This window comes from Microbispora sp. ATCC PTA-5024 (genome assembly GCF_000511135.2).
GTDB lineage: Bacteria > Actinomycetota > Actinomycetes > Streptosporangiales > Streptosporangiaceae > Microbispora > Microbispora corallina.
The window spans coordinates 1,505,448-1,523,991 of the sequence record NZ_KI866523.1 but is presented as its reverse complement, the minus strand read 5'-3'; the positions used below and the strand labels follow the sequence as shown (position 1 = coordinate 1,523,991).

Genomic DNA, 18,544 nt, shown 5'->3' with positions numbered 1-18,544 from the left:
TAGGCCTTACGCGACAGGTATGCCATCACCGCAAGGGACGTGCACCACGCGGCCCAGGCTAACAATGCCGTGATCAGCAGCCAGTACCACAACGAGAGCGCTCGGCCCAGTGGGAGTCGTAGGTAGCAAGCGACTACAAGCAAGAGCCAACCCAGCAACGCCAAAGCCAGCAGCGCTGGATGCCATCGAGCGCTCTTCCTCGTAGTCACCCGCGCAGTCTCGCCGTACGAAGGAGCTCCGACCAGGTTTCTACAGGCACTTTCACCGGCTTTGCACACATTCTTCATAGACAGGCGGCACGCCGCGACACATTCGCCCGTCCACCCCCCTAGACAGTCCCTCAAACTGCTTGCTACTGTCTTCCGCATAGCCCCCTAGACAGTTCTCGTGACGGACCGGCCGCCACTGTCTAGGGGAGTGGACAAGGAGGTGGTGAACGATGGCACTGCAAGGACCCATCCCGATCAGCTTCGAGCTGCTGTTCCCGCACGGCTGCTACGTCGTGGGTGAGGTGACCGCGGCGAAGGACTTCGACGCCAAGCGGGACACCCAGGCCAAGGACAAGCTGACCGGTCTTCCCGTCTGGCAGGTCCCGGTAATGGACGCCGACCCCTCGCTGAAGGCCGCGCAGAAGACGGTGACCGTGAAGATCCTGTCCGAGGTGCAGCCGGTCGTCCCGCCGTCGCTGCCGGGTGTTCCGCTGGCTCCGGCCGAGTTCGAGGGGCTGGAGGTCAAGCCGTACGTGCATCAGGCGACGGGGCGGCTGGCCTACTCGATCTCGGCTCGGGTGATGCGGGCTCCCCGATCAGGGGCCGGCAAGACCGCCAACGCTGCGAAGGACGCGGCGTGATGGGGCGGCGGACGGTGCGGCCCTCGGCCGTGATCAGCCTCAACACGGGGGGCGGGGCCTCGGCCAAGACCATGCCGTACCCGGCGCGGACGCCGGTGCTGGCGCTGGACTTCGGCTCGACCTCGGTGCTGCTGTCCACTTCGGACAGTGATCAGGTCAGCCCGGCCGATGTCGAGTTCGCCCGGCAGCTCGCCCGTGAGGCGGCCTCGTTCGCCCGGTCGGTCGAGCGGCGGTTTCACGGCCTGGCCAACGGCCGGGGGGTGGCGTGATGGCGCACGGTCCCTACACCCACGTGTCGATGTCGATCGACCCGGGTCAGCGGCCTCGCATCGGCATCTCGTTCTACGCCTCGGTCACTCGGGCGCGTGCTCGGGTGCTGGAGTCCGGGCGGCCGTACCTGGTCCTGGAGTCCGACGAGGCGGACGTGACGGTCTCGACCACCGGGGCCGGGCCGGTCACCGCCGAAGACCTGGACATCGCGCGGCAGATCTTCAACGCCGCCGCGCGCTACCTGGCCGACTGCGAGCGCCTGCACGCCGAACACGCCCAGGCCACCGACTCGGCGGCCTGACACGAAGCGGGGCCGCTGGAAGCGGCAACTTCCGGCGGCCCCTCGGTCTCTCCCTGACTGCGCATCACAAGAGAGGAGTTCAGCTTATGCTCAAGCGCCTTCCCGGTGGCGAGGTACGCAACCTCGTGTCCACCACCCCCGACACGGCGGTCGTGTTCAAACCGGCCGTCGTTCAGACCCCGGCGATCCTCACCATCCTGGTCTTCCTCGGCCGCCTGATCTCCGGGCTCGTCCGGACCCTCATCGTCCACCCCATCGCCGTAGCGGTGCTCGCCGTGCCCGGAGTGATCTGGGTCCGCTACGGCTGGCCCGTCGCGGTCACCGCCGTCACCATCCCGCTCTCGCTGGCGTTCGGCTGGATGCTGGCCGACCGGGCATCGTTCGCCCGCTGGATCGGCTGGCGGCTGCTGGCCTTCTGGCGCCGGTTCTGGATCTACCGGCGGCACTGGCAACCGGTGATGATCGTGTCCGGGCTCGGCCGTCACCTCCAGGGCCGCGACTACCTGCCCCGCCTCCTGTGGGTCGAGTGCGACGGCTGGGCCGACCGCGTCACCGTCCGCATGCTGTCCGGGCAGGCCGTCAAAGACTGGGCTGACCGCACCGACCACCTCGCCCACGGCTTCGGCTCCCCCTCCTGCCGCGTCGCCGTCGCCAAGGCCGGGCGGCTCGTGCTGACCTTTCCCCGGCGTGACCCGCTCGCCGAACCCCTGCCCGCCGTCCCGGTCCCCGAGTCGCCAGAGGTCGGGGCGGTGGAGGTCGGCCGGTGTGAGGACGGCACGCCGTACCGGCTGAACGTTCACGGCACGCATGTCCTGATCGCAGGCGCGACCGGGGCCGGTAAGGGCTCGTGGCTGTGGTCGACAATCCGCGGCCTGCTCCCCGCGATGCGGGCAGGACTGGTGCAGGTGTGGGCGCTCGACCCCAAGCGGATGGAGCTGTCCTTCGGCCGTCCCCTGTTCGGCGGGCGGTACGCGGCCGACCCAAAGGAGTGCGCTGACCTGCTCGACGAGGCGGTCACGGTGATGCAGGAGCGGGCCGACCGGTTCGCCGGCCTCCGCCGCTCGCACACGCCGACCGTCGATGACCCGTTCGTCCTGGTGCTCGTCGATGAGGTCGCCTTCCTGACCGCTTACCAGTCCGACAAGCAACTCCGCCAGCGGATCACGGCGGCCCTGGCGACCCTGACGACACAGGGTCGGGCGGTCGGTGTCGGCGTCATGGCCGCGCTTCAGGACCCTCGCAAGGAGGTCATGAACATCCGCAACCTGTTCCCCGACAAGATCGCACTTCGGCTCGACGAGTCGGAACAGGTGGACATGGTCCTCGGCGACGGCGCACGCGACCGGGGCGCACTGGCCGATCACATCTCACCTATTCCAGAGCTGGGCGCGGGCATCGGCTACGTCCGCCTGGAGACCTCCCCCGATCCGGTGCGAGTCCGAGCCACATACGTCTCCGACGCCGACATCCGCCAGATGGTCGCCGAGTACGGCGGTCGAAGCGAGGCCGCATGAACGGCCTAGCGCACTTCCTCGACGGGCTGCGCTGCTCGGTCTGCGGCGCGCTCAACGTCCTGTGGCTCGACCCCCTTCGCGGCCTGGTCGAGTGCCACGAGTGCGGCCAGACCGCCCTCACCATCCCCGAGACCGCAGAGGAGGACAGTTGATCGACACCCATCAGGCCGGGGGAGACCAGCCGATCTCCCCCGCTCGGCTCAACGACCGGTCCACACCTCGTGCTGTCCGGATGGCTCAACCGCTGGCGCGGGACGTGGTCGAGGAGATCGCCAAGCAATACGGCGTGTGCATCCGGCCGGTTCCGCTTCGGCGGCAGGACATCCTCACCGGACAGGTTGAGGTTATCGACGTGCCCTGCGGGGCGACGCTGGAGAGCAAGTGCCCGCCGTGCGCCAAGCGCAACCGGCAGCTCCGTAGGGCGCAGTGCCGGGAGGGCTGGCACCTCGACCACGAACCGGTGAACCTCCCCGACAACGCCGATGAGTATCAGCGTCACCTCGTGGAGCTGCGGGCCGACGCTCAGGCGTGGCGGGATGAGGTGGAGAAGGCCGGCGGCGACACCACCGACCTGGACGCCGCCATCGAGGACCTGGACGAGGAGATCAACCGGGCGGGCATGCGCGGCAACGTCCTCGGCCGCACCTCCGGCAAGCGCTCCCGCTCCACCAAGCGGCGGCAGGACGCCCCGGACCTGCCCAAGCGGCAGATGACCAAGACCACACTCGGGCGGACCTTCACCGGCTCGGACGGCACGACCTACCGGCCGTCCATGTTCGTCACCCTCACCCTGCCCTCCTACGGGCGGGTCCTGGAGGGCGCGCCCCTCGACCCGGACCGGTACGACTACGCGCGGGCGGCCCGCGACGCGCTGCACTTCTCCAAGCTCGTCGACCGCTTCGTACAGAACCTCCGCCGGGTGGCGGGCTATGACGTGCAGTACTTCGCCACCGTCGAGCCACAGAAGCGGCTCGCGCCGCACCTGCACATGGCAATCCGCGGCACCCTGCCCCGTGCGGAGCTGCGGCAGATCATCGCGGCCACGTACCACCAGGTGTGGTGGCCCTCGACTGATCTCGTGCGGTTCGAGGGGGACCATCTCCCCGTGTGGAAGGACGGGGCCGGCTACCTCGACCCGACCACCGGGGAAGTCCTGCCGACCTGGGAACAGGCCCTCGACAAGCTCGACCAGGACGACGAGGCCGAGCCCCTGCACGTGCTGCGCTTCGGCGACCAGCTCGACATACAGAGCGTGCTCGCCGGTACCCCGGACGCCGACCAGCTCATCCAGTACCTATCGAAGTACCTGACCAAGTCCCTCGGCGGCGCCCTCGGCACCGACGACCCACGCCGGAAGGCACACGCCGAACGGCTGCTCGACGCTCTGCGGTTCGAGCCGTGCTCGCCGACGTGCCCAAACTGGCTGCGGTACGGCGTGCAGCCCAAGGGCGCCAAACCCGGAATGGCTCCCGGCCGGTGCAAGGGCAAGGCACACAAGCCCGATCACCTCGGCTACGCAGGCCGCCGCGTCCTCGTCTCGCGGAAGTGGTCCAACAAGACGCTTACCGAGCACAAGCAGGACCGCCGTACCTGGGTCCTGGAAGCCCTCGGCGTCGAAGACGAGCCGGTCGACCCCCACCGCTACATCTGGCGACCGGTTAAGCCCGGTGATCCCGAGCTGGCCCCGATCGGCGTCCGGCTCCTGCGGTCGGTCCATGAACGGCAGCGCTGGCGTAACCACCTAGCCCGGCTCGAAGCCGAGGCAGAGGGACAAGATTTTTCGGCAACTGAAGGGAGGGCGGCGTGAAGAAGGACGACAAGCTGATGACGGTCCCCGAGATCCTCGATGAGCTCGGCGGCGTCTCCCGCCGGACCTTCTACCGGTGGCGTGAGACCGGCAAGGCTCCCGAGGGTCTCAAGCTCCCCAACGGGGAGATCCGCATTTACCGCAGTGAGTTCGACGCCTGGCTTGAGAGCCTGCGGGAGGCTGCGTGAACGCCTCCTATGACGTGAAGTTCTTTGAGACCTACCGTAACAAGTCAAGTAAGACGCCGTCTTACGTCGTTCGATGGCAGGTGGCCGGCAAGCGGTCTTCGAAGACTTACCGGACCAAGGCCCTCGCCGAGAGCTTCCTGTCGGACCTTCGCCAGGCGGCCAAGCGGGGAGAACCGTTCGACGTCGAGAGCGGTCTACCGGCCTCCATGATCAAGGCCAAGAGCGCGCGGACCGTCTTCGACTTCGTCCGGGCCTACATCGATATGAAGTGGCCCCACGCTGCGGCGAAGACGCGCGACAGCATCTCTGACGCGCTCTCCACCGTGCTCCCCGCCCTGACCAAGGATCGTCCGGGCCGACCTGACGCCGAGACCCTACGGACCGCGCTCCGTAAGTGCGCCCTCATCCCGGCGGACAAGAGGCCGGAGCCGTCCCCGGAGATGGCGCGGGCGGTCCGCTGGCTCGAAGGTGCGTCCCTCGACCTGGCCGACCTCAACGAGACGAAGACCGTGCGGCTTGCCCTCGACGCGCTCGCGCTTCGCCTCGACGGCCAGGCCGCCAGCGCCAACACCATCAGGCGGAAGCGGGCGGTCCTCCATGCGGTCCTGGAGTACGCCGTTGAGCTGGAGGAGCTGCCTTCCAACCCGCTCCACAAGGTCAAGTGGAAGCCCCCGAAGACGACCGAGACCGTAGACCCTCGCGTGGTCGTGAATCCGCGGCAGGCCGAGGAACTGTTGACCGTCGTGACCTACGTGGGCAAGCGCGGCCGGGGCCGGCGACTCATGGCCCTGTTCGCCTGCATGTACTACGCCGCACTTCGGCCGGGTGAGGCCGTCGCCCTTCGACAGCAGGACTGCCATCTTCCGGCAACCGGCTGGGGCCGCCTCCTCGTCGACGTGTCGCGCCCGGAGGTCAACACCCAGTGGACCGACAGCGGCGACGCTCACGAGGAACGAGGGCTCAAGCACCGGGGCCGGGACGACGTACGACCCGTGCCTATCCCTCCGGCCCTGGTGAAGATCCTTCGGCAACACATCGAAGAGTTCGGGGTCGGCTCGGACGGGCGAATCTTCCGAAGCGAGCGCGGCGGGGTCGTCGCCTCAACGGCCTACACGGAGGTGTGGCAGGAAGCCCGCAAGCTCGCCTTCACCCCCGCCCAGGTCGCCTCTCCCCTGGCTCGTCGGCCGTACGACCTCCGGCACGCGGCCGTCTCCCTCTGGCTCAACGCGGGTGTCTCTGCCCCGGACGTAGCCGAGCGGGCCGGGCACAGCGTCGATGTCCTCCTGCGGGTCTACGCGAAGTGCCTCGACGGCCAGCAGGAGATCGCCAATCGGAGGATTGATGACGCCCTGGCGGCGTGACGCGCGAGCTGTACCGACTGGGTTCCGGAAGCCATTCGGGACCCTTGCCGTTCCCCGGTGGCGAAGTCGCAGACCTCGTCAATGGCAACGCAGCGCCCTTCCACATCCTCTCCACATAGCGCACATCCTCGGCACCGCTAGTAGATGTCAGCAAGTCACCCTAAGCTGAGTGCTCGCACCGTCTTCGATAAGCAGGGCAGGACCTCTTTTTGACACACGCAAAGAAGCATCATTTTGTTCCGCAATTCATCCTGCGCCGCTTCGCGGATGCAGACGAGAAGCTCATCGTGCACCGACTGACGGGAAACACAGGCTTCACAAGTACTGTTCGCAACACAGGGCACCGAAACTTCGGCCATACCATGACCATGCCTGGCCGCGAGCCTGATCACACAACCCTCGAAGCTGCTATGACTGACATCGAGGGCGAGGCAGCAACGGCTGTTTCGGAACTCGACTCGCTGCAGCGACGAGTAGTTCCTCCAGAGCTTCGCCCGCCTATTGCATGGTTCCTAGCCCTTCAATGGCAACGCAATCGCTTCCTATTACATCTGACCAGAACGCATGTGAGGACCGGGGGCGAGAGTCACATCGATGCAACCCTCTATCAAACCGTCGTTCTAAGCCGAGTACTGCTGGACGTAATCCATCCATGGCGTCTTCGGGATCAACCGGACGCACGCCCCAAAGAGCGATGGAATTATTTAGCATCCACTCTACTCTCCGATGATATGCACTGGTCATGCTTCCGACCTCGCCACGCCCCATTGATTGTTTCAGACACTAGCGTCTGCTTCTCGGGTGCTCGCGAGGGATTCGAACCGGACATTCCGATTGCTTTCCTCGATCACGGCGTAGGGGCCGGATTTGTCGATTTTCGTCGAGTGACAGTGCCTTGGGCTCCAGCCTCGGCCTTATCATTTCCCGCGAGCCCGAGGAGGCCAGAAGAATTCGTGCTAGAGACTTCAATAGATTCACCGTTTTCAATAGCCGCGAGTTCATAGCCCATGCACCCGATTGGGCGACCAACAATAGCGAGCTCGCCGCAGAGCTACAGAATGATTTGAGGATTCAAAGAAGAGTTGGTCCCGTATTTCTTTGGGACTACAGGGGCGGCACCTGACAGGGCAGTTCCGGCTAGCGCCAGAGGGGTGATGACAGCAACCAGCAAGGGCGCGACTAATACATGCGCTCCAGGCTTCACACTATCCTGGAGAAACAACAGCCACGGAGGAGCAACCACTTCCGGATGCGCACCTAACCTCGCATCATGTAACGGCAACAGAACCAGCCGTCAGATGAAGAAGGCTAGATTATGAGGACTATACACTTCCCCCATAACCACACCCCAGACCACCCTCTACCCACCCATAAAGGAAATGACCCTAAAGCTGCTCGGGGCGCTCATCGCCACCGCTGTAACCTCCGCGACGACTACTGTCGCTGCGATCTACCTCACAGGCCATCTGGCGACGGACACCGCGCCATCTGAAATTAAGAACTCCTGCCGCGCCTTCATCGCCACCTATGACGAAGCATTCAGCCGAGCGAAACAGCAGAACGATCAGACACTACAAACAGAGCTTGCGCACCCATGGCGAGTTTCCGACGTTTGGCGGGCCAAGAACCAGGCGGCACTAGAAGACGCAGCCCTGCAGGTCCAGAACCTAGAGGGAGACTGGGCTGGAGTGGCATGGCAGCTAGTTCAGGCTGCGACATCCCTGGGAGCGAACAGCCAGGACTCGGCTGTTGATCGGGAAGCCGCCCTGTCGACGGCTCACGCCGCCTGCCTTGCACGGTGAAGGCATCCCACTGAACGAGGAACGGATCATTCTCGGCCCACGAACTGGGCCAGGAGCCGTCCCTTGGCCCGCTCAAGCTGGGAAGACGTCGCCAAGATCATTGAACGCATATTGGTGGACCGGCGACAGACGGGGGCTCGGAGTGGCCTACGGCTGCACATGCCTGGAAAGCAGAAGAGGCCCCGGAGGGCCTCTGAGCTGCTGTTCTGCTGGTGGCAGGTCCAGGGTTCGAACCTGGGTAGGCTGAGCCGACGGTTTTACAGACCGCTCCCTTTGGCCACTCGGGCAACCTGCCGTGTCCGCCGCTCGCGCGGTGACAGGTAGAAGAATAGCGGACTTCCCGGGTGCACGTGACATGGGTGGTTCCGAGGTCGAAGACATCACCAGCCCCACACGTAACAGCCATAGTGGAACGGTGATCAGATGGGCGCGGAGCGAGGACCTGCCTCGGCTGGCCGAGGTCGAGCGGGCGGCGGACGGGATGTTCGAGCCGCTCGGGATCGTGTTCCCGCCGGGCACCACGATGATCGAGGAGTGCGACGACCCGGGGCGGGTGATCGTGGCCGGGGATCCGCCGGTGGGCTTCGCGCTGATCGGTGAGGTGGACGGGCTGACGCACCTCGAGCAGCTTGCCGTACGGCCGGAGTGTCAGGGCCGGGGCATCGGCACGCAGCTCCTCCACGCGGTGTGCGACGCCGCGGCGGCCGTCACCGCGGCGGTGACGCTGACGACGTTCCGGGACGTGCCGTGGAACGCCCCCTGGTACGCCCGGCGAGGCTTTGCCGTACTTCCTCCCGAACTGTGGGGACCCGAGCTGGCGGCGCTGGTCGAGCGGGAACGGGCGATGGGCATCGAACTGGCGCCCCGCGTCGTCATGCGCCGGGACGTACGGGCTGATCCGGCGACCGAAGACGCGCGTACCGGCCTCTGATCACACGCGGGCCACTAATCTCGAAGGGCAACGAGGAGAGGACACGGACACCGATGGCCGACAGCAGTTTCGACGTGGTCAGCAAGATCGACCGGCAGGAGGTCGACAACGCTCTGAATCAGACGGTCAAGGAGGTCGGGCACCGGTTCGATTTCAAGGGCACCGGGGCGAGCATCTCCTGGTCCGGGCAGCAGGACATCGAGATCAAGGCGAACAGCGAGGAGCGGGCGAACGCCGTCCTCGACGTGTTCAAGGAGAAGCTCGTCAAGCGCGGACTGTCGCTCAAGGTCCTCGACGCGGGCGAGCCGAAGCTGTCCGGCAAGGAGTACCGGCTGATGGTCGCCCTCAAGGAGGGCATCGACCAGGAGAACGCGAAGAAGATCTCCAAGCTCATCCGGGACGAGGGGCCGAAGGGCGTCAAGGCGCAGATCCAGGGCGACGAGCTCCGGGTCAGCTCGAAGAAGAAGGACGACCTCCAGGAGGTCATCTCCCTCCTCAAGGGCAAGGACCTGGACATCGCCCTCCAGTTCACGAACTACCGCTAGCACATCTCGACGCCGGGCCCTCACGCCTACGCCCGGGTGAACCGGCCGCCCCAGTTGTGGACCTGCTCAAGCAGTTCGGGCGGGTTGAGGACGTGGAAATCGGCGCCGAGCACGCCCAGTGCCAGGGTCGGCCAGTCGAGGGAGTCGGCGGTGATGCGCACGCGGCAGTGCTCGGCGTCGACCTCCTCGACCGTGCTCCATCTGCCGATCCGTTCGCGTACGGTCGCGGCCGGGGCGTCGACCAGTACCTCCACGCGGTACGGACGGGGCAGGTTGTCCAGGCCGGCGCGGACGAACTCGGCGGCGTCGGCGGCGGGCAGCTCGCGTGGCCGGAATCGGGAACCGGCGCCGTTCGGCGCGGTGAGCCGGTCGACGCGGAAGCTGCGCCAGTCGTGCCGGGTGAGGTCGTAGGCGACCAGGTACCAGCGGCGGCCGAGACAGACCAGCCGATGCGGTTCGACGTGCCGGTCGGTGTTCCGGCCGTCGGCGGCGGTGTAGGAGAAGCGGAGCTGTTCGCTGTCCCGGCAGGCCAGCGCGACCATGGTGAGCACGCCCGGGTCGACGCCCGCGCCGGCCGGGCCGTTCCAGCCGGCGGGCACGGTCATCGCGCGGACCGCCTCGACCTGGCGCCGTAGCCGGGCCGGCATCACCTGCGCCACCTTGGCCAGGACCCGCACCGATGACTCGGCGATGCCCTCCACCGCGCCCTGCGCGGCGGCCTGCAGCCCCACGGCCAGGGCGACCGCCTCCTCGTCGTCGATCACCAGCGGCGGCAGTGCGGCGCCCGCGGCGAGCTGGTAGCCGCCGTCCACGCCGCGCTGCGCCTCGACCGGATAGCCCAGCCGGCGCAGCCGGTCGACGTCCCGGCGCAGGGTGCGCAGCGATACCCCCAGCCGCTCGGCGAGTTGGGTGCCCGGCCAGTACCGGTGGGTCTGCAGCAGGGACAGCAGCCGGAGCGTCCGGGTGCTGGTGTTCGCCATGTTTCGTCATTCTTCCGCAATTCAGGCCAGAAAGTGACCTCTATGTGGCTTAGCGTCGGTCCTGACCGACCGAACAGGACAACGGAGGGCGGAGACCATGAGCGAGACCACGACCGTCGACGAGCCGGCCACCCACGACGTCACCGGCGAGCGCGCCGACCTGCTGGCGATGCTCGCCAAGACCAGGCATTTCCTCCGTTTCACCACCCGTGACCTCACGGACGAGCAGGCCGGGCAGCGGACCACCGCCAGCGAGCTGTGCCTGGGCGGCCTGATCAAACACGTCACGGAGGTCGAGCGGAACTGGGCGGACTTCATCCTGAACGGCCCGTCGGGTGACTCCACCGACATGACCGAGGCCGACATGGCCCGGTGGATCGACAATTTCCGGCTGCTGCCCGGTGAGACGCTGGCCGGTGTGCTGGACGCCTACGCCGAGGTGGCCCGCCGGACCGACGAGCTGGTCGCGACCCTGCCCGACCTGGACGCCACGCAGCCGCTGCCGAAGGCCCCGTGGTTCGAGCCGGGCGCGCGGTGGTCGGCCCGCCGGGTGCTGATGCACGTCATCGCCGAGACCGCTCAGCACGCCGGCCACGCCGACATCATCCGCGAGTCCCTGGACGGCGCCAAGAGCATGGGCTGACCCCGACCGGACCGGACGCCGCCGCCCGCCCTATCCCGACGTCACGCCGTGCAGGACGTCCGGCCTGTCGGTGATGATGCCGTCCACCTTGTACGAGATCAGGCGCCGCATGGCCGACGGGCTGTCCACGGTCCAGGCGAACAGCCTCAGATGACGGCCGTGGACGCGCCGCACGTACGCCGCGCTGAGCCGGCCGTACGGGACGTTGACGTAGGAGGCGTATTTCGCGACGCCGGGCAGTTGGGAGGAGGCGGGCGTGCCGAGCAGGCCGACGGGGACGGCGGGCAGGAGCCGGTGGAAGCGGCGCATCGAGGCCCAGTCGAACGACTGGACGACGAGGCGGCCGGGACGCAGCCACTCCGGGTGCCGCCGCAGCTCCAGCGCGACGCGGGCCTCGATGCCGGGGTAGAGCCGGGGTTCCTTGATCTCCAGGAGCAGGCCGAGGCGGCTGCCGCCCATGGCCCGCAGCGTCTCGCCGAGCGTCGGGACGCGCTCACCCCGGTAGGCCCGCCCGAACCAGGAGCCGGCGTCCAGCTTCCTGACCTGGGCGAGGGTGAGGTCGCGCACCCGCCAGGGCGCGCGGCCGGGGAAGACCCGCTCGACGTTCGTGGTGCGGGCGAGGGTCGTGTCGTGCATCAGGACCAGTTTGTGGTCCTTCGTCTCCTGGACGTCCAGTTCGAACATGTGGGCGTGCTGGTCGTGGGCCATGCGGAAGGCCGTGATCGTGTTCTCGGGCGCGTACGCGGACGCCCCGCGGTGGGCCACGGTCACGACCTCCGCCGTACGGCGGTGGGACGGCGTGGCAGCGGCGGCCGGTGGGGCGACGAGCGCCCCGAGAGTCGCCGACGCGGTCAAGATTGCAGGGCCGGTTCGCCAGGTCATCGGGTCTCCTCGTTCGTGGGAGGCGCCTACGACACGAACCTGACAAGCGGTTGTGGCGATCAGTTGATGTCCGAGTAACCGGCAGATGGCCGGCAACCCAAACCGGGTACGACGCCGGTATGCCCGAAGGGCACCTGATCCACCGCCACGCCCGGCGGCAGAACGAGGCGATCGCCGGCGGAGTCGTGCGGGCGACGAGCCCGCAGGGCCGGTTCGACGCGCGGCCCTACGACGGGCGGGTGCTCCGCGGCGTGGAGGCGCTCGGCAAGCACCTGCTCTACTGGTTCGAGGACGCGCCGCCCGTCCACGTGCACCTGGGCATGCGGGGGCTCTTCCTCGGCCCCCGGGACGCGGGGGCGCCGGCGCCCGGAGGCACCCGGCTGCGGCTGTCGACGGACGAGACGGCGGTCGACCTCATCGCGCCGTCCCGGTGCGAGCCGCTGGACGAGCGGGAGGTGGCGGCGCTGCGCGGAGCTCTCGGGCCCGACCCGCTCCGGCCCGACGCGGACCGCGACGAGGCCGTGCGCCGCCTCACGGGTACGCGGGCGCCGGTAGGGGCCGCGATCCTCGACCAGGGCGTGTGGGCGGGGATCGGCAACGCCTGGCGGGCCGAACTGCTCTTCCTCGCCGGTCTCGACCCGGACGCCACCGGTGTCGGCGCGGACGCGGCGGGACGGCTGTGGGACGCCGCCGTGCGGCATCTGGCCCTGGGACGGGACGCGGGGCAGGTCGTGAGCGACCCGGACGCCCCGGACGAGCGGTGGGTCTACAAGCGGGACGTGTGCCGCCGCTGCGGAGCGCCCGTGCGGACGTGGCCGCTCGCCTCCCGGACGGCGTACGCCTGCCCCGTCGACCAGCACCTGAATGCCGTCTGACCTGGGAAGTCACGGCCGTCCACCGGCGTTTCACCATAGGTGAGCACAACCCGTCAGCTGCTCGACGTCCGCCGCATCTATGTCGAACCGGCCGCGGCGGCGCTGCCGCGGGGCCGGGAGATCCTCGACCGCTTCCCGGACGCCGAGCGCATCGAGATCGAGGCCCACCACCGCATCCCGGAGCTGTACGGCGACGAGGCGAACGTGGCCCGGTGGGTGCGGATCAAGACCGAGGACCTGGTGCTCGGGGTCAAGAAGTCGCTGACGGCCCGCCCGAACGGCCGGTCGAGCGACTTCATCGCGCCCTCCACCGCGAACGGCTGCGCCATGGCCTGCGCGTACTGCTACGTGCCGCGCCGCAAGGGCTACAGCAATCCGATCACGGTCTTCGCCAACATCGACCAGATCGTGGGCTACCTGGGCCGCCACGCGGCCCGGCAGGGGGTCAAGCCCCGGCCCGACCAGGTCGACCCGTCCGCCTGGGTGTACGACATCGGCGAGAACTCCGACTGCTCGGTGGACGCGACGATCTCCGACAACGTACGGGACCTGGTCGACCTGTTCCGCGGACTGCCGAACGCGAAGGCGAGCTTCGCGACCAAGTACGTGAACCGTGACCTGCTCGACTGGGATCCGCGGGGCCGCACCCGCGTCCGCTTCAGCCTGATGCCGCCGGCCGACTCCCGGCTTCTCGACATCCGCACGTCCCCGATCGCGGAGCGCGTCGCGGCGATCGACGACTTCGTGGCGGCCGGGTACGAGGTGCACGTCAACTTCAGCCCGGTCGTGGTACGTGACGGCTGGCTGGACGACTGGGCGGAGCTGCTCGACCTGCTCCGCGAGGGGGTGGGACCGGCGGCCCGGGAGCAGCTGGCCGCGGAGGTGATCTTCCTCACGCACAACGACCGGCTGCACGAGGTCAACCTGGGCTGGCATCCCAAGGCCGAGGAGGTGCTGTGGCGGCCCGACCTGCAGCAGCCGAAGCGGTCGCAGACGGGCGGCTGGAACGTGCGGTACCGAACGGGCCACAAGGGCCGGTACGTCGCCGCGCTCACCGATCTGGTCGCGGAGAGGCTGCCGTTCTGCCGGATCAGATATGCCTTCTGAAATGTGACGATGGCGTGTACATGGTCTGAACGCCCCGAGATTTGGTTGAAGTCGGGCCCACCTCCCGTGTTCCCTGGGTCGGGTGACGACCCCTGCCCGATCATGGCCGGACGCCGACGTCGTGGGAGCGGCGGTCTCCGCCCCCGTCACCGTCTACAGCTCCGTGCGGAAGGACGCCGCCGGCGAGCTCGTCCACGAGGGCAACCGGGTGCCGGACATCGTCGCCCTCGACGCCGCCCGGCTGGTGGTCGGCTGGCGGGCAGGGGTGGCCGACCCCGGGGATCCGGCGCCGAAGGACCAGGGCGCCATCAAGATCGCCAGATCCGAGGACGGCGGCCGGACCTGGACCGTCGGGACGCTGGCCGCGGACGACGCGGTCCACCGGTACCACTACGTCGTCTTCCTCAACGACGCCGGCACACTCCACGCGCTGCTGGGGCGCATCACGATCGCCGCGGACCGCGACGCCGAGGGCGACCTCGACGGCTTCCCCGTCGAGATGACGGTCAAGCGGAGCGCGGACGGCGGCCGGACGTGGGCCGACGTCCCGGTCACCGTCGCCGTCCCGCCGAATCCCCGCGGCGTCGTCGTGGCGGGCAAGCCCATCCGGCACGACGGCGTGTGGCTGGTGCCGTACTGGCGCTCGGCCCAGGGGACGACGAAGGCCGGCGTGCTCCGCTCGTCCGACCTGGTGACCTGGACGCCGGGGGCCCTCGCGGAGAACCCGCCGGGCGTCTCGGTCGAGGAGCCGCAGATCGCGGTCTCCCAGGACGACCCGAAGACGCTGGTCATGGTCGCCCGCACGCTCACCGGCGGCTCCACCGCCGAGGCGCGGGACGCGCACTACCGCACCCACGCCGCGTACGCCGCCACCGCCACCAGCACCGACGGGGGCCTCACCTGGTCGCGGATGGCGCTCGACCCCGATCTGCCGAACTACTACGTCAAGACCTTCTTCGCCACGGACGCGAACGGCCTCCACCTCGCGATCTACAACACGCTGGCCGGGCCGTTCACCGGCACCTCGGAGAGCAAGCCCGACCAGTACCGCGAGGTCCTCTACTACAAGGTCAAGCGGCCCGGCACGCCATGGGGGCCGGGCCGGCTGTTCGCGGACGGCAGGAGGAGCACCACGGGGGCGGGCCGCGGCTGGGACGTCTACGCGAGCGCCGACGAGTACGCGCCGGGGAGGTTCGCCGTCGTCTGGGAGCACAACCAGACCGACATCAGGGTCGCCCGGCTCGACGTCTCGAACGCGTTCACCGGCGTCACCCGGGGCACGGCCGGCTGGACGGCGAGCGGTTCGGCGCAGCCCACGCCGTCCGGCGGGTTCCGCCTCACCGGGGCGTCGATCAGCCGGCCGTACGGACCGGCGGGCGGGTTCGTGCTGACGGTCCGCGGCGGGGTGACCCGCTTCCCCGAGTCGGGCGAGGGGCTCGGGGTCACGGTGAGCACCGGCGCCCGCGCGCTCACGGTCGCCGTGCGCCCCGACGGCCTGTACGCCCTGGGCACGGCCGGGTGGACCCGCGTCCACACGCCGTCCGACGGGTGGCGGGTGATCGTCGACGCGGCGGGGACCGCAACGGCCGAGGGCGGGGCCCGGTGGAGCGTCCCGGTCACCGGTTCCGCCGCCGGCGTCTCGGCCTGGAGCGACGGCGAGGCCGTCCTCGACCTGATCGAGGTCGCCGACCACGTCGCCGGGGGCTCCTGGGACGGCTGGGCGCTCGACGCCCCCGGCGCCCGGCTCCTCGACGGCGGGCTGCGCCTGCGCAGCGCCGGCGGCCGCGTGGTCCAGGCCGTGCTCCCGCTCGACGTGACCAGGGGCTGCGACATCACGGTCGAGGTCCGCGGCCGGGTGGTCGACGACAGCGCGCTCGACCCGCGTACGGGCCTGGGGGTCAGCTTCGGCACGAAGGTCGCCAACGGCGCCCGGCGGCTCATGCTCACGGTCCAGAAGTCCGGCGTCTGGACGATGACGAAGGGCTCCACCGTCTGGACCAGGGTCCTGTCGCTCGGCGGGGCGGGCGACCTCGCCACCTGGACGGTGGCCGTGGACAGCGCGGGCGTGGCCCGGCTCCTGCGCGACGGCGCCGGCACCGGGGCCACCTGGGTCGTCCAGGACAGCAGGCAGACCCCGCAGGTCGCCCACTGGGTCGCCGGAACCCCGGGCGGCAACGCGGCCGAGGCCCACATCGACCGGACGATCGTCACGGCCACGCTCAGTCTTCCCTCTGTCTGACCTCAGCCTCTTTAGCCTCATTCGTCCCATAGGGCCGTCCCGAAGGTTGCCTTAAGCAACGATCAGATATGCTTGCTTAGGGAAACTAACTGGAGGCGAGCATCATGGCGTCGGAGGCGAGCTGCGACGAGCTGCTCCTGCGACTGCTCGACGTGAAGACGGTGATCAGAGGACTGGGCCGCGACCTGCCCTGGCCCGCGGGCCGTACGGGCCTGGCGATCCTCGTCGTGCTGGAGCGGGTCGGCCCCGCCCGCGTCGGGGAGCTGTCGGAGATGTTCGACGTCGACCAGTCGGTCATCAGCCGGCGCGTCGCCGACCTCGAGGACGGCGGCTGGACCGAGCGCGTGCCGAATCCCCACGACGGGCGCTCCTGGTTCATACGGGCGACGCCCGAGGGCGAGCGCCTGGCGCGCGAGTCGTGCGGCCAGTTGCGCCGCCTCCTCGCCGACGCGCTGACGACCTGGTCCGACGACGAGATCGCCGAGCTGTCCGGCCTGCTGGCCCGGCTCAGGGCGAGCGTCGAGACGCCGGCGCACGGACCCGGGCGCACCGCACGCGTGCGCGCCCCCGCCGCCGCTCCCCCGCGGCACGTGAACGAAGGCTTGGCAGAGACAGTGGAAGGACATTGATGGCGAACGCGATACCGGCCGAGGTGCGCCAGCCGGCACCCGACCAGGACGTCCCCATGACGCACCGCCAGATCCTGGAGGCGCTGTCGGGGCTGCTCCTCGGCATGTTCGTGGCGATCCTGTCGTCGACCGTGGTGGCGAACGCACTGCCGACGATCACGGCCACCCTGCACGCCGACGAGACGACGTACACCTGGGTGATCACCGCCTCGCTGCTGGCGGTCACGGTCTCCACCCCCATCTGGGGCAAGCTCGCGGACCTGTTCAGCAAGAAGATCCTGGTCCAGCTCGGTCTGATCGTCTACGTGATCGGGTCGGCGATCGCCGGCCTGTCGCAGAACTCCGAGATGCTGATCGGCGCCCGGGTGGTGCAGGGCCTCGGAGCCGGCGGCCTCATGGCCCTCTCCCAGGTGATCATGGCGGCGATGATCGCGCCGCGTGAGCGCGGCCGCTACTCGGGCTACCTGGGCGCGGTCTTCGCGGTCGCGACCATCGGCGGCCCGCTCGTCGGCGGCGTCATCGTCGACACCTCCTGGCTCGGCTGGCGGTGGTGCTTCTACGTCGGCGTGCCGTTCGCGGTCATCGCCCTGTTCGTGCTGCAGAAGACGCTCCACCTGCCGGTCCGCAGGCGCCAGGTCAGCATCGACTGGGGAGGCGCCGTGCTGATCGCCGCCTCGGTGTCGCTGCTGCTCGTGTGGATCTCGTTCGCCGGCAACAAGTACGACTGGCTGTCGTGGCAGACGGCCGCCATGGTCGGCGGCGCGGTCGTGCTGGCCCTGCTGTTCCTGCTCGTGGAGGCCAAGGCCAAGGAGCCCATCGTCCCCCTGCGGCTGTTCCGCAACCGGACCATCTCGCTCGCGGTCGTCGCGAGCGTCCTCGTCGGCGTCGCGCTGTTCGGCGCCACCACGTTCCTCAGCCAGTACTTCCAGCTCGCCCGGGGCGAGTCGCCCACCAAGGCCGGCCTGATGACGCTGCCGATGATCCTCGGCCTCGCGCTCGCCTCGACGATCGGCGGCCAGATCATCACCCGTACGGGCCGGTGGAAGGCCATCCTCACCACGGGCTCCTTCCTCCTCACTGTCGGCCTGGCCCTCATGGCCACGCTGCGGTACGACACGGACTACTGGCTCGTCGCCGTCTATATGTTCGCGATCGGCGTCGGCCTCGGCCTGACCCAGCAGAACCTCGTCCTCGCCGTGCAGAACCAGGTGCGGCCCGAGGAGCTCGGCGCCGGCAGCTCCGTCGTCGCGTTCTTCCGCTCCCTCGGCGGCGCGATCGGTGTGTCCGCGCTCGGCGCCGTGGTGGTCAACCGGGTCGGCACGTACCTGCGGGAGGGCCTGGCCGCGATCGGCGTGAAGGGCGACGCCGGCGGCGACGGCTCGATCCCCCGCCTCTCCGCGCTGCCCGCTCCCGTCAGGGCCGTCGTCGAGAGCGCGTACGGCCACGGGGTCGGCGACGTGTTCCTGTACGCGGCGCCGCTCGCGCTGCTCGCGCTGCTCGCGATCCTGTTCATCAAGGAGGTCCCGCTGCGGACCGCCTCCGCTGCCGCCCCCGCCCCGGCCGCCGTGCCCGAGCCGGCCCCCGAGCCGGTCGCCGAGGCGGCGCGGGCCAGGAACGGCG

General features: G+C 69.1%; 20 protein-coding genes and 1 tRNA gene. 18 read left to right on the top strand and 3 right to left on the bottom strand.

All coding sequences use genetic code 11. The features are described 5' to 3' along the window. Window positions 1-439: 439 nt before the first annotated feature. From MPTA5024_RS19625 to MPTA5024_RS41035, 10 genes are all read left to right on the top strand, one after another. Window positions 440-850 (top strand): hypothetical protein, encoded by a 411-nt coding sequence (locus MPTA5024_RS19625; RefSeq protein WP_036325531.1) that lies wholly within the window; start codon window positions 440-442, stop codon window positions 848-850. Continuing rightward, entirely contained in the window at window positions 850-1,119 is a 270-nt protein-coding gene (locus MPTA5024_RS19620) for a hypothetical protein (protein ID WP_036325528.1), read from the top strand. Before MPTA5024_RS19625 ends, MPTA5024_RS19620 begins: the two co-directional genes overlap by 1 nt. After that, window positions 1,119-1,421 carry a hypothetical protein gene (locus tag MPTA5024_RS19615; protein WP_036325525.1) on the top strand — a complete coding sequence of 101 codons (303 nt, stop codon included), beginning with the start codon at window positions 1,119-1,121 and terminating at the stop codon, window positions 1,419-1,421. The genes MPTA5024_RS19620 and MPTA5024_RS19615 overlap by 1 nt, the downstream gene beginning before the upstream one ends. A gap of 86 nt (window positions 1,422-1,507) precedes the next feature. Further along, on the top strand, window positions 1,508-2,935 hold the full coding sequence (locus MPTA5024_RS19610) for an FtsK/SpoIIIE domain-containing protein (protein WP_036325520.1): 1,428 nt from the start codon (window positions 1,508-1,510) through the stop codon (window positions 2,933-2,935). After that, window positions 2,932-3,087 carry a hypothetical protein gene (locus MPTA5024_RS41040; protein WP_157099559.1) on the top strand — a complete coding sequence of 52 codons (156 nt, stop codon included), beginning with the start codon at window positions 2,932-2,934 and terminating at the stop codon, window positions 3,085-3,087. Before MPTA5024_RS19610 ends, MPTA5024_RS41040 begins: the two co-directional genes overlap by 4 nt. Before the next feature lie 80 nt (window positions 3,088-3,167). Continuing rightward, the gene (locus tag MPTA5024_RS19605; RefSeq protein WP_051458362.1) at window positions 3,168-4,742 is read left to right on the top strand and encodes a replication initiator; all 1,575 of its coding nucleotides are present in this window, start codon (window positions 3,168-3,170) and stop codon (window positions 4,740-4,742) included. Beyond that, window positions 4,739-4,930, top strand: a complete 192-nt coding sequence (locus MPTA5024_RS19600) for a helix-turn-helix transcriptional regulator (protein ID WP_157099558.1) — start codon at window positions 4,739-4,741, stop codon at window positions 4,928-4,930. The genes MPTA5024_RS19605 and MPTA5024_RS19600 overlap by 4 nt, the downstream gene beginning before the upstream one ends. Further along, window positions 4,927-6,291, top strand: a complete 1,365-nt coding sequence (locus tag MPTA5024_RS19595) for a tyrosine-type recombinase/integrase (protein ID WP_036325518.1) — start codon at window positions 4,927-4,929, stop codon at window positions 6,289-6,291. The genes MPTA5024_RS19600 and MPTA5024_RS19595 overlap by 4 nt, the downstream gene beginning before the upstream one ends. Before the next feature lie 209 nt (window positions 6,292-6,500). Next, window positions 6,501-7,295, top strand: a complete 795-nt coding sequence (locus MPTA5024_RS44665) for a DUF4238 domain-containing protein (RefSeq protein ID WP_084369808.1) — start codon at window positions 6,501-6,503, stop codon at window positions 7,293-7,295. Window positions 7,296-7,670: 375 nt separating this feature from the next. Continuing rightward, the gene (locus MPTA5024_RS41035) at window positions 7,671-8,093 is read left to right on the top strand and encodes a hypothetical protein (protein WP_157099557.1); all 423 of its coding nucleotides are present in this window, start codon (window positions 7,671-7,673) and stop codon (window positions 8,091-8,093) included. A 210-nt stretch (window positions 8,094-8,303) separates the two neighbouring features. Here MPTA5024_RS41035 and MPTA5024_RS19590 read toward each other — a convergent pair. Then, window positions 8,304-8,388 (bottom strand) — tRNA-Tyr (locus MPTA5024_RS19590). 120 nt (window positions 8,389-8,508) lie between these two features. Between MPTA5024_RS19590 and MPTA5024_RS19585 the strand changes: the two genes are divergently transcribed. Both MPTA5024_RS19585 and MPTA5024_RS19580 read left to right on the top strand, forming a co-directional pair. Next, window positions 8,509-9,024, top strand: coding sequence for a GNAT family N-acetyltransferase (locus MPTA5024_RS19585; protein WP_036325515.1), 516 nt, complete (start codon window positions 8,509-8,511; stop codon window positions 9,022-9,024). A 53-nt stretch (window positions 9,025-9,077) separates the two neighbouring features. Next, on the top strand, window positions 9,078-9,569 hold the full coding sequence (locus MPTA5024_RS19580) for a YajQ family cyclic di-GMP-binding protein (RefSeq protein ID WP_036325512.1): 492 nt from the start codon (window positions 9,078-9,080) through the stop codon (window positions 9,567-9,569). A gap of 26 nt (window positions 9,570-9,595) precedes the next feature. Here MPTA5024_RS19580 and MPTA5024_RS19575 read toward each other — a convergent pair whose 3' ends face one another. Beyond that, a complete protein-coding gene (locus MPTA5024_RS19575; protein ID WP_036325510.1) occupies window positions 9,596-10,549 on the bottom strand; it encodes a helix-turn-helix transcriptional regulator in 954 nt (317 codons plus the stop codon). 97 nt (window positions 10,550-10,646) lie between these two features. Between MPTA5024_RS19575 and MPTA5024_RS19570 the strand changes: the two genes are divergently transcribed. Then, complete coding sequence (locus MPTA5024_RS19570; protein WP_036325508.1) at window positions 10,647-11,192, top strand: DinB family protein; 546 nt, start codon at window positions 10,647-10,649, stop codon at window positions 11,190-11,192. A gap of 30 nt (window positions 11,193-11,222) precedes the next feature. Here MPTA5024_RS19570 and MPTA5024_RS19565 read toward each other — a convergent pair whose 3' ends face one another. Next, a complete protein-coding gene (locus tag MPTA5024_RS19565) occupies window positions 11,223-12,074 on the bottom strand; it encodes a glycerophosphodiester phosphodiesterase (protein ID WP_036325506.1) in 852 nt (283 codons plus the stop codon). Between the two features lie 119 nt (window positions 12,075-12,193). Here MPTA5024_RS19565 and MPTA5024_RS19560 point away from each other — a divergent pair, with 119 nt between their 5' ends. The 5 genes from MPTA5024_RS19560 to MPTA5024_RS19540 all read left to right on the top strand — a co-directional run. After that, entirely contained in the window at window positions 12,194-12,949 is a 756-nt protein-coding gene (locus MPTA5024_RS19560; RefSeq protein ID WP_036325504.1) for a DNA-formamidopyrimidine glycosylase family protein, read from the top strand. Window positions 12,950-12,988: 39 nt separating this feature from the next. Beyond that, window positions 12,989-14,056, top strand: a complete 1,068-nt coding sequence (locus MPTA5024_RS19555; protein ID WP_036325501.1) for a spore photoproduct lyase family protein — start codon at window positions 12,989-12,991, stop codon at window positions 14,054-14,056. Window positions 14,057-14,138: 82 nt separating this feature from the next. Continuing rightward, on the top strand, window positions 14,139-16,295 hold the full coding sequence (locus MPTA5024_RS19550) for a sialidase family protein (protein WP_157099556.1): 2,157 nt from the start codon (window positions 14,139-14,141) through the stop codon (window positions 16,293-16,295). Window positions 16,296-16,399: 104 nt separating this feature from the next. Beyond that, window positions 16,400-16,924, top strand: a complete 525-nt coding sequence (locus MPTA5024_RS19545; protein ID WP_051458361.1) for a MarR family winged helix-turn-helix transcriptional regulator — start codon at window positions 16,400-16,402, stop codon at window positions 16,922-16,924. Beyond that, window positions 16,924-18,544: MDR family MFS transporter (locus MPTA5024_RS19540; protein WP_198167232.1), on the top strand; the 1,621-nt coding region annotated here is incomplete at its 3' end. The genes MPTA5024_RS19545 and MPTA5024_RS19540, both read left to right, overlap by 1 nt.

What these genes read in the sequence shown, in the direction of transcription:
- MPTA5024_RS19625 (WP_036325531.1), top strand. Translation starts at nt 440, where the DNA reads ATGGCACTGCAAGGACCCATCCCGATCAGCTTCGAGCTGCTGTTCCCG.
- MPTA5024_RS19620 (WP_036325528.1), top strand. Translation starts at nt 850, where the DNA reads ATGGGGCGGCGGACGGTGCGGCCCTCGGCCGTGATCAGCCTCAACACG.
- MPTA5024_RS19615 (WP_036325525.1), top strand. Translation starts at nt 1,119, where the DNA reads ATGGCGCACGGTCCCTACACCCACGTGTCGATGTCGATCGACCCGGGT.
- MPTA5024_RS19610 (WP_036325520.1), top strand. Translation starts at nt 1,508, where the DNA reads ATGCTCAAGCGCCTTCCCGGTGGCGAGGTACGCAACCTCGTGTCCACC.
- MPTA5024_RS41040 (WP_157099559.1), top strand. Translation starts at nt 2,932, where the DNA reads ATGAACGGCCTAGCGCACTTCCTCGACGGGCTGCGCTGCTCGGTCTGC.
- MPTA5024_RS19605 (WP_051458362.1), top strand. Translation starts at nt 3,168, where the DNA reads ATGGCTCAACCGCTGGCGCGGGACGTGGTCGAGGAGATCGCCAAGCAA.
- MPTA5024_RS41035 (WP_157099557.1), top strand. Translation starts at nt 7,671, where the DNA reads ATGACCCTAAAGCTGCTCGGGGCGCTCATCGCCACCGCTGTAACCTCC.
- MPTA5024_RS19580 (WP_036325512.1), top strand. Translation starts at nt 9,078, where the DNA reads ATGGCCGACAGCAGTTTCGACGTGGTCAGCAAGATCGACCGGCAGGAG.
- MPTA5024_RS19575 (WP_036325510.1), bottom strand. Translation starts at nt 10,549, where the DNA reads ATGGCGAACACCAGCACCCGGACGCTCCGGCTGCTGTCCCTGCTGCAG.
- MPTA5024_RS19570 (WP_036325508.1), top strand. Translation starts at nt 10,647, where the DNA reads ATGAGCGAGACCACGACCGTCGACGAGCCGGCCACCCACGACGTCACC.
- MPTA5024_RS19565 (WP_036325506.1), bottom strand. Translation starts at nt 12,074, where the DNA reads ATGACCTGGCGAACCGGCCCTGCAATCTTGACCGCGTCGGCGACTCTC.
- MPTA5024_RS19560 (WP_036325504.1), top strand. Translation starts at nt 12,194, where the DNA reads ATGCCCGAAGGGCACCTGATCCACCGCCACGCCCGGCGGCAGAACGAG.
- MPTA5024_RS19545 (WP_051458361.1), top strand. Translation starts at nt 16,400, where the DNA reads ATGGCGTCGGAGGCGAGCTGCGACGAGCTGCTCCTGCGACTGCTCGAC.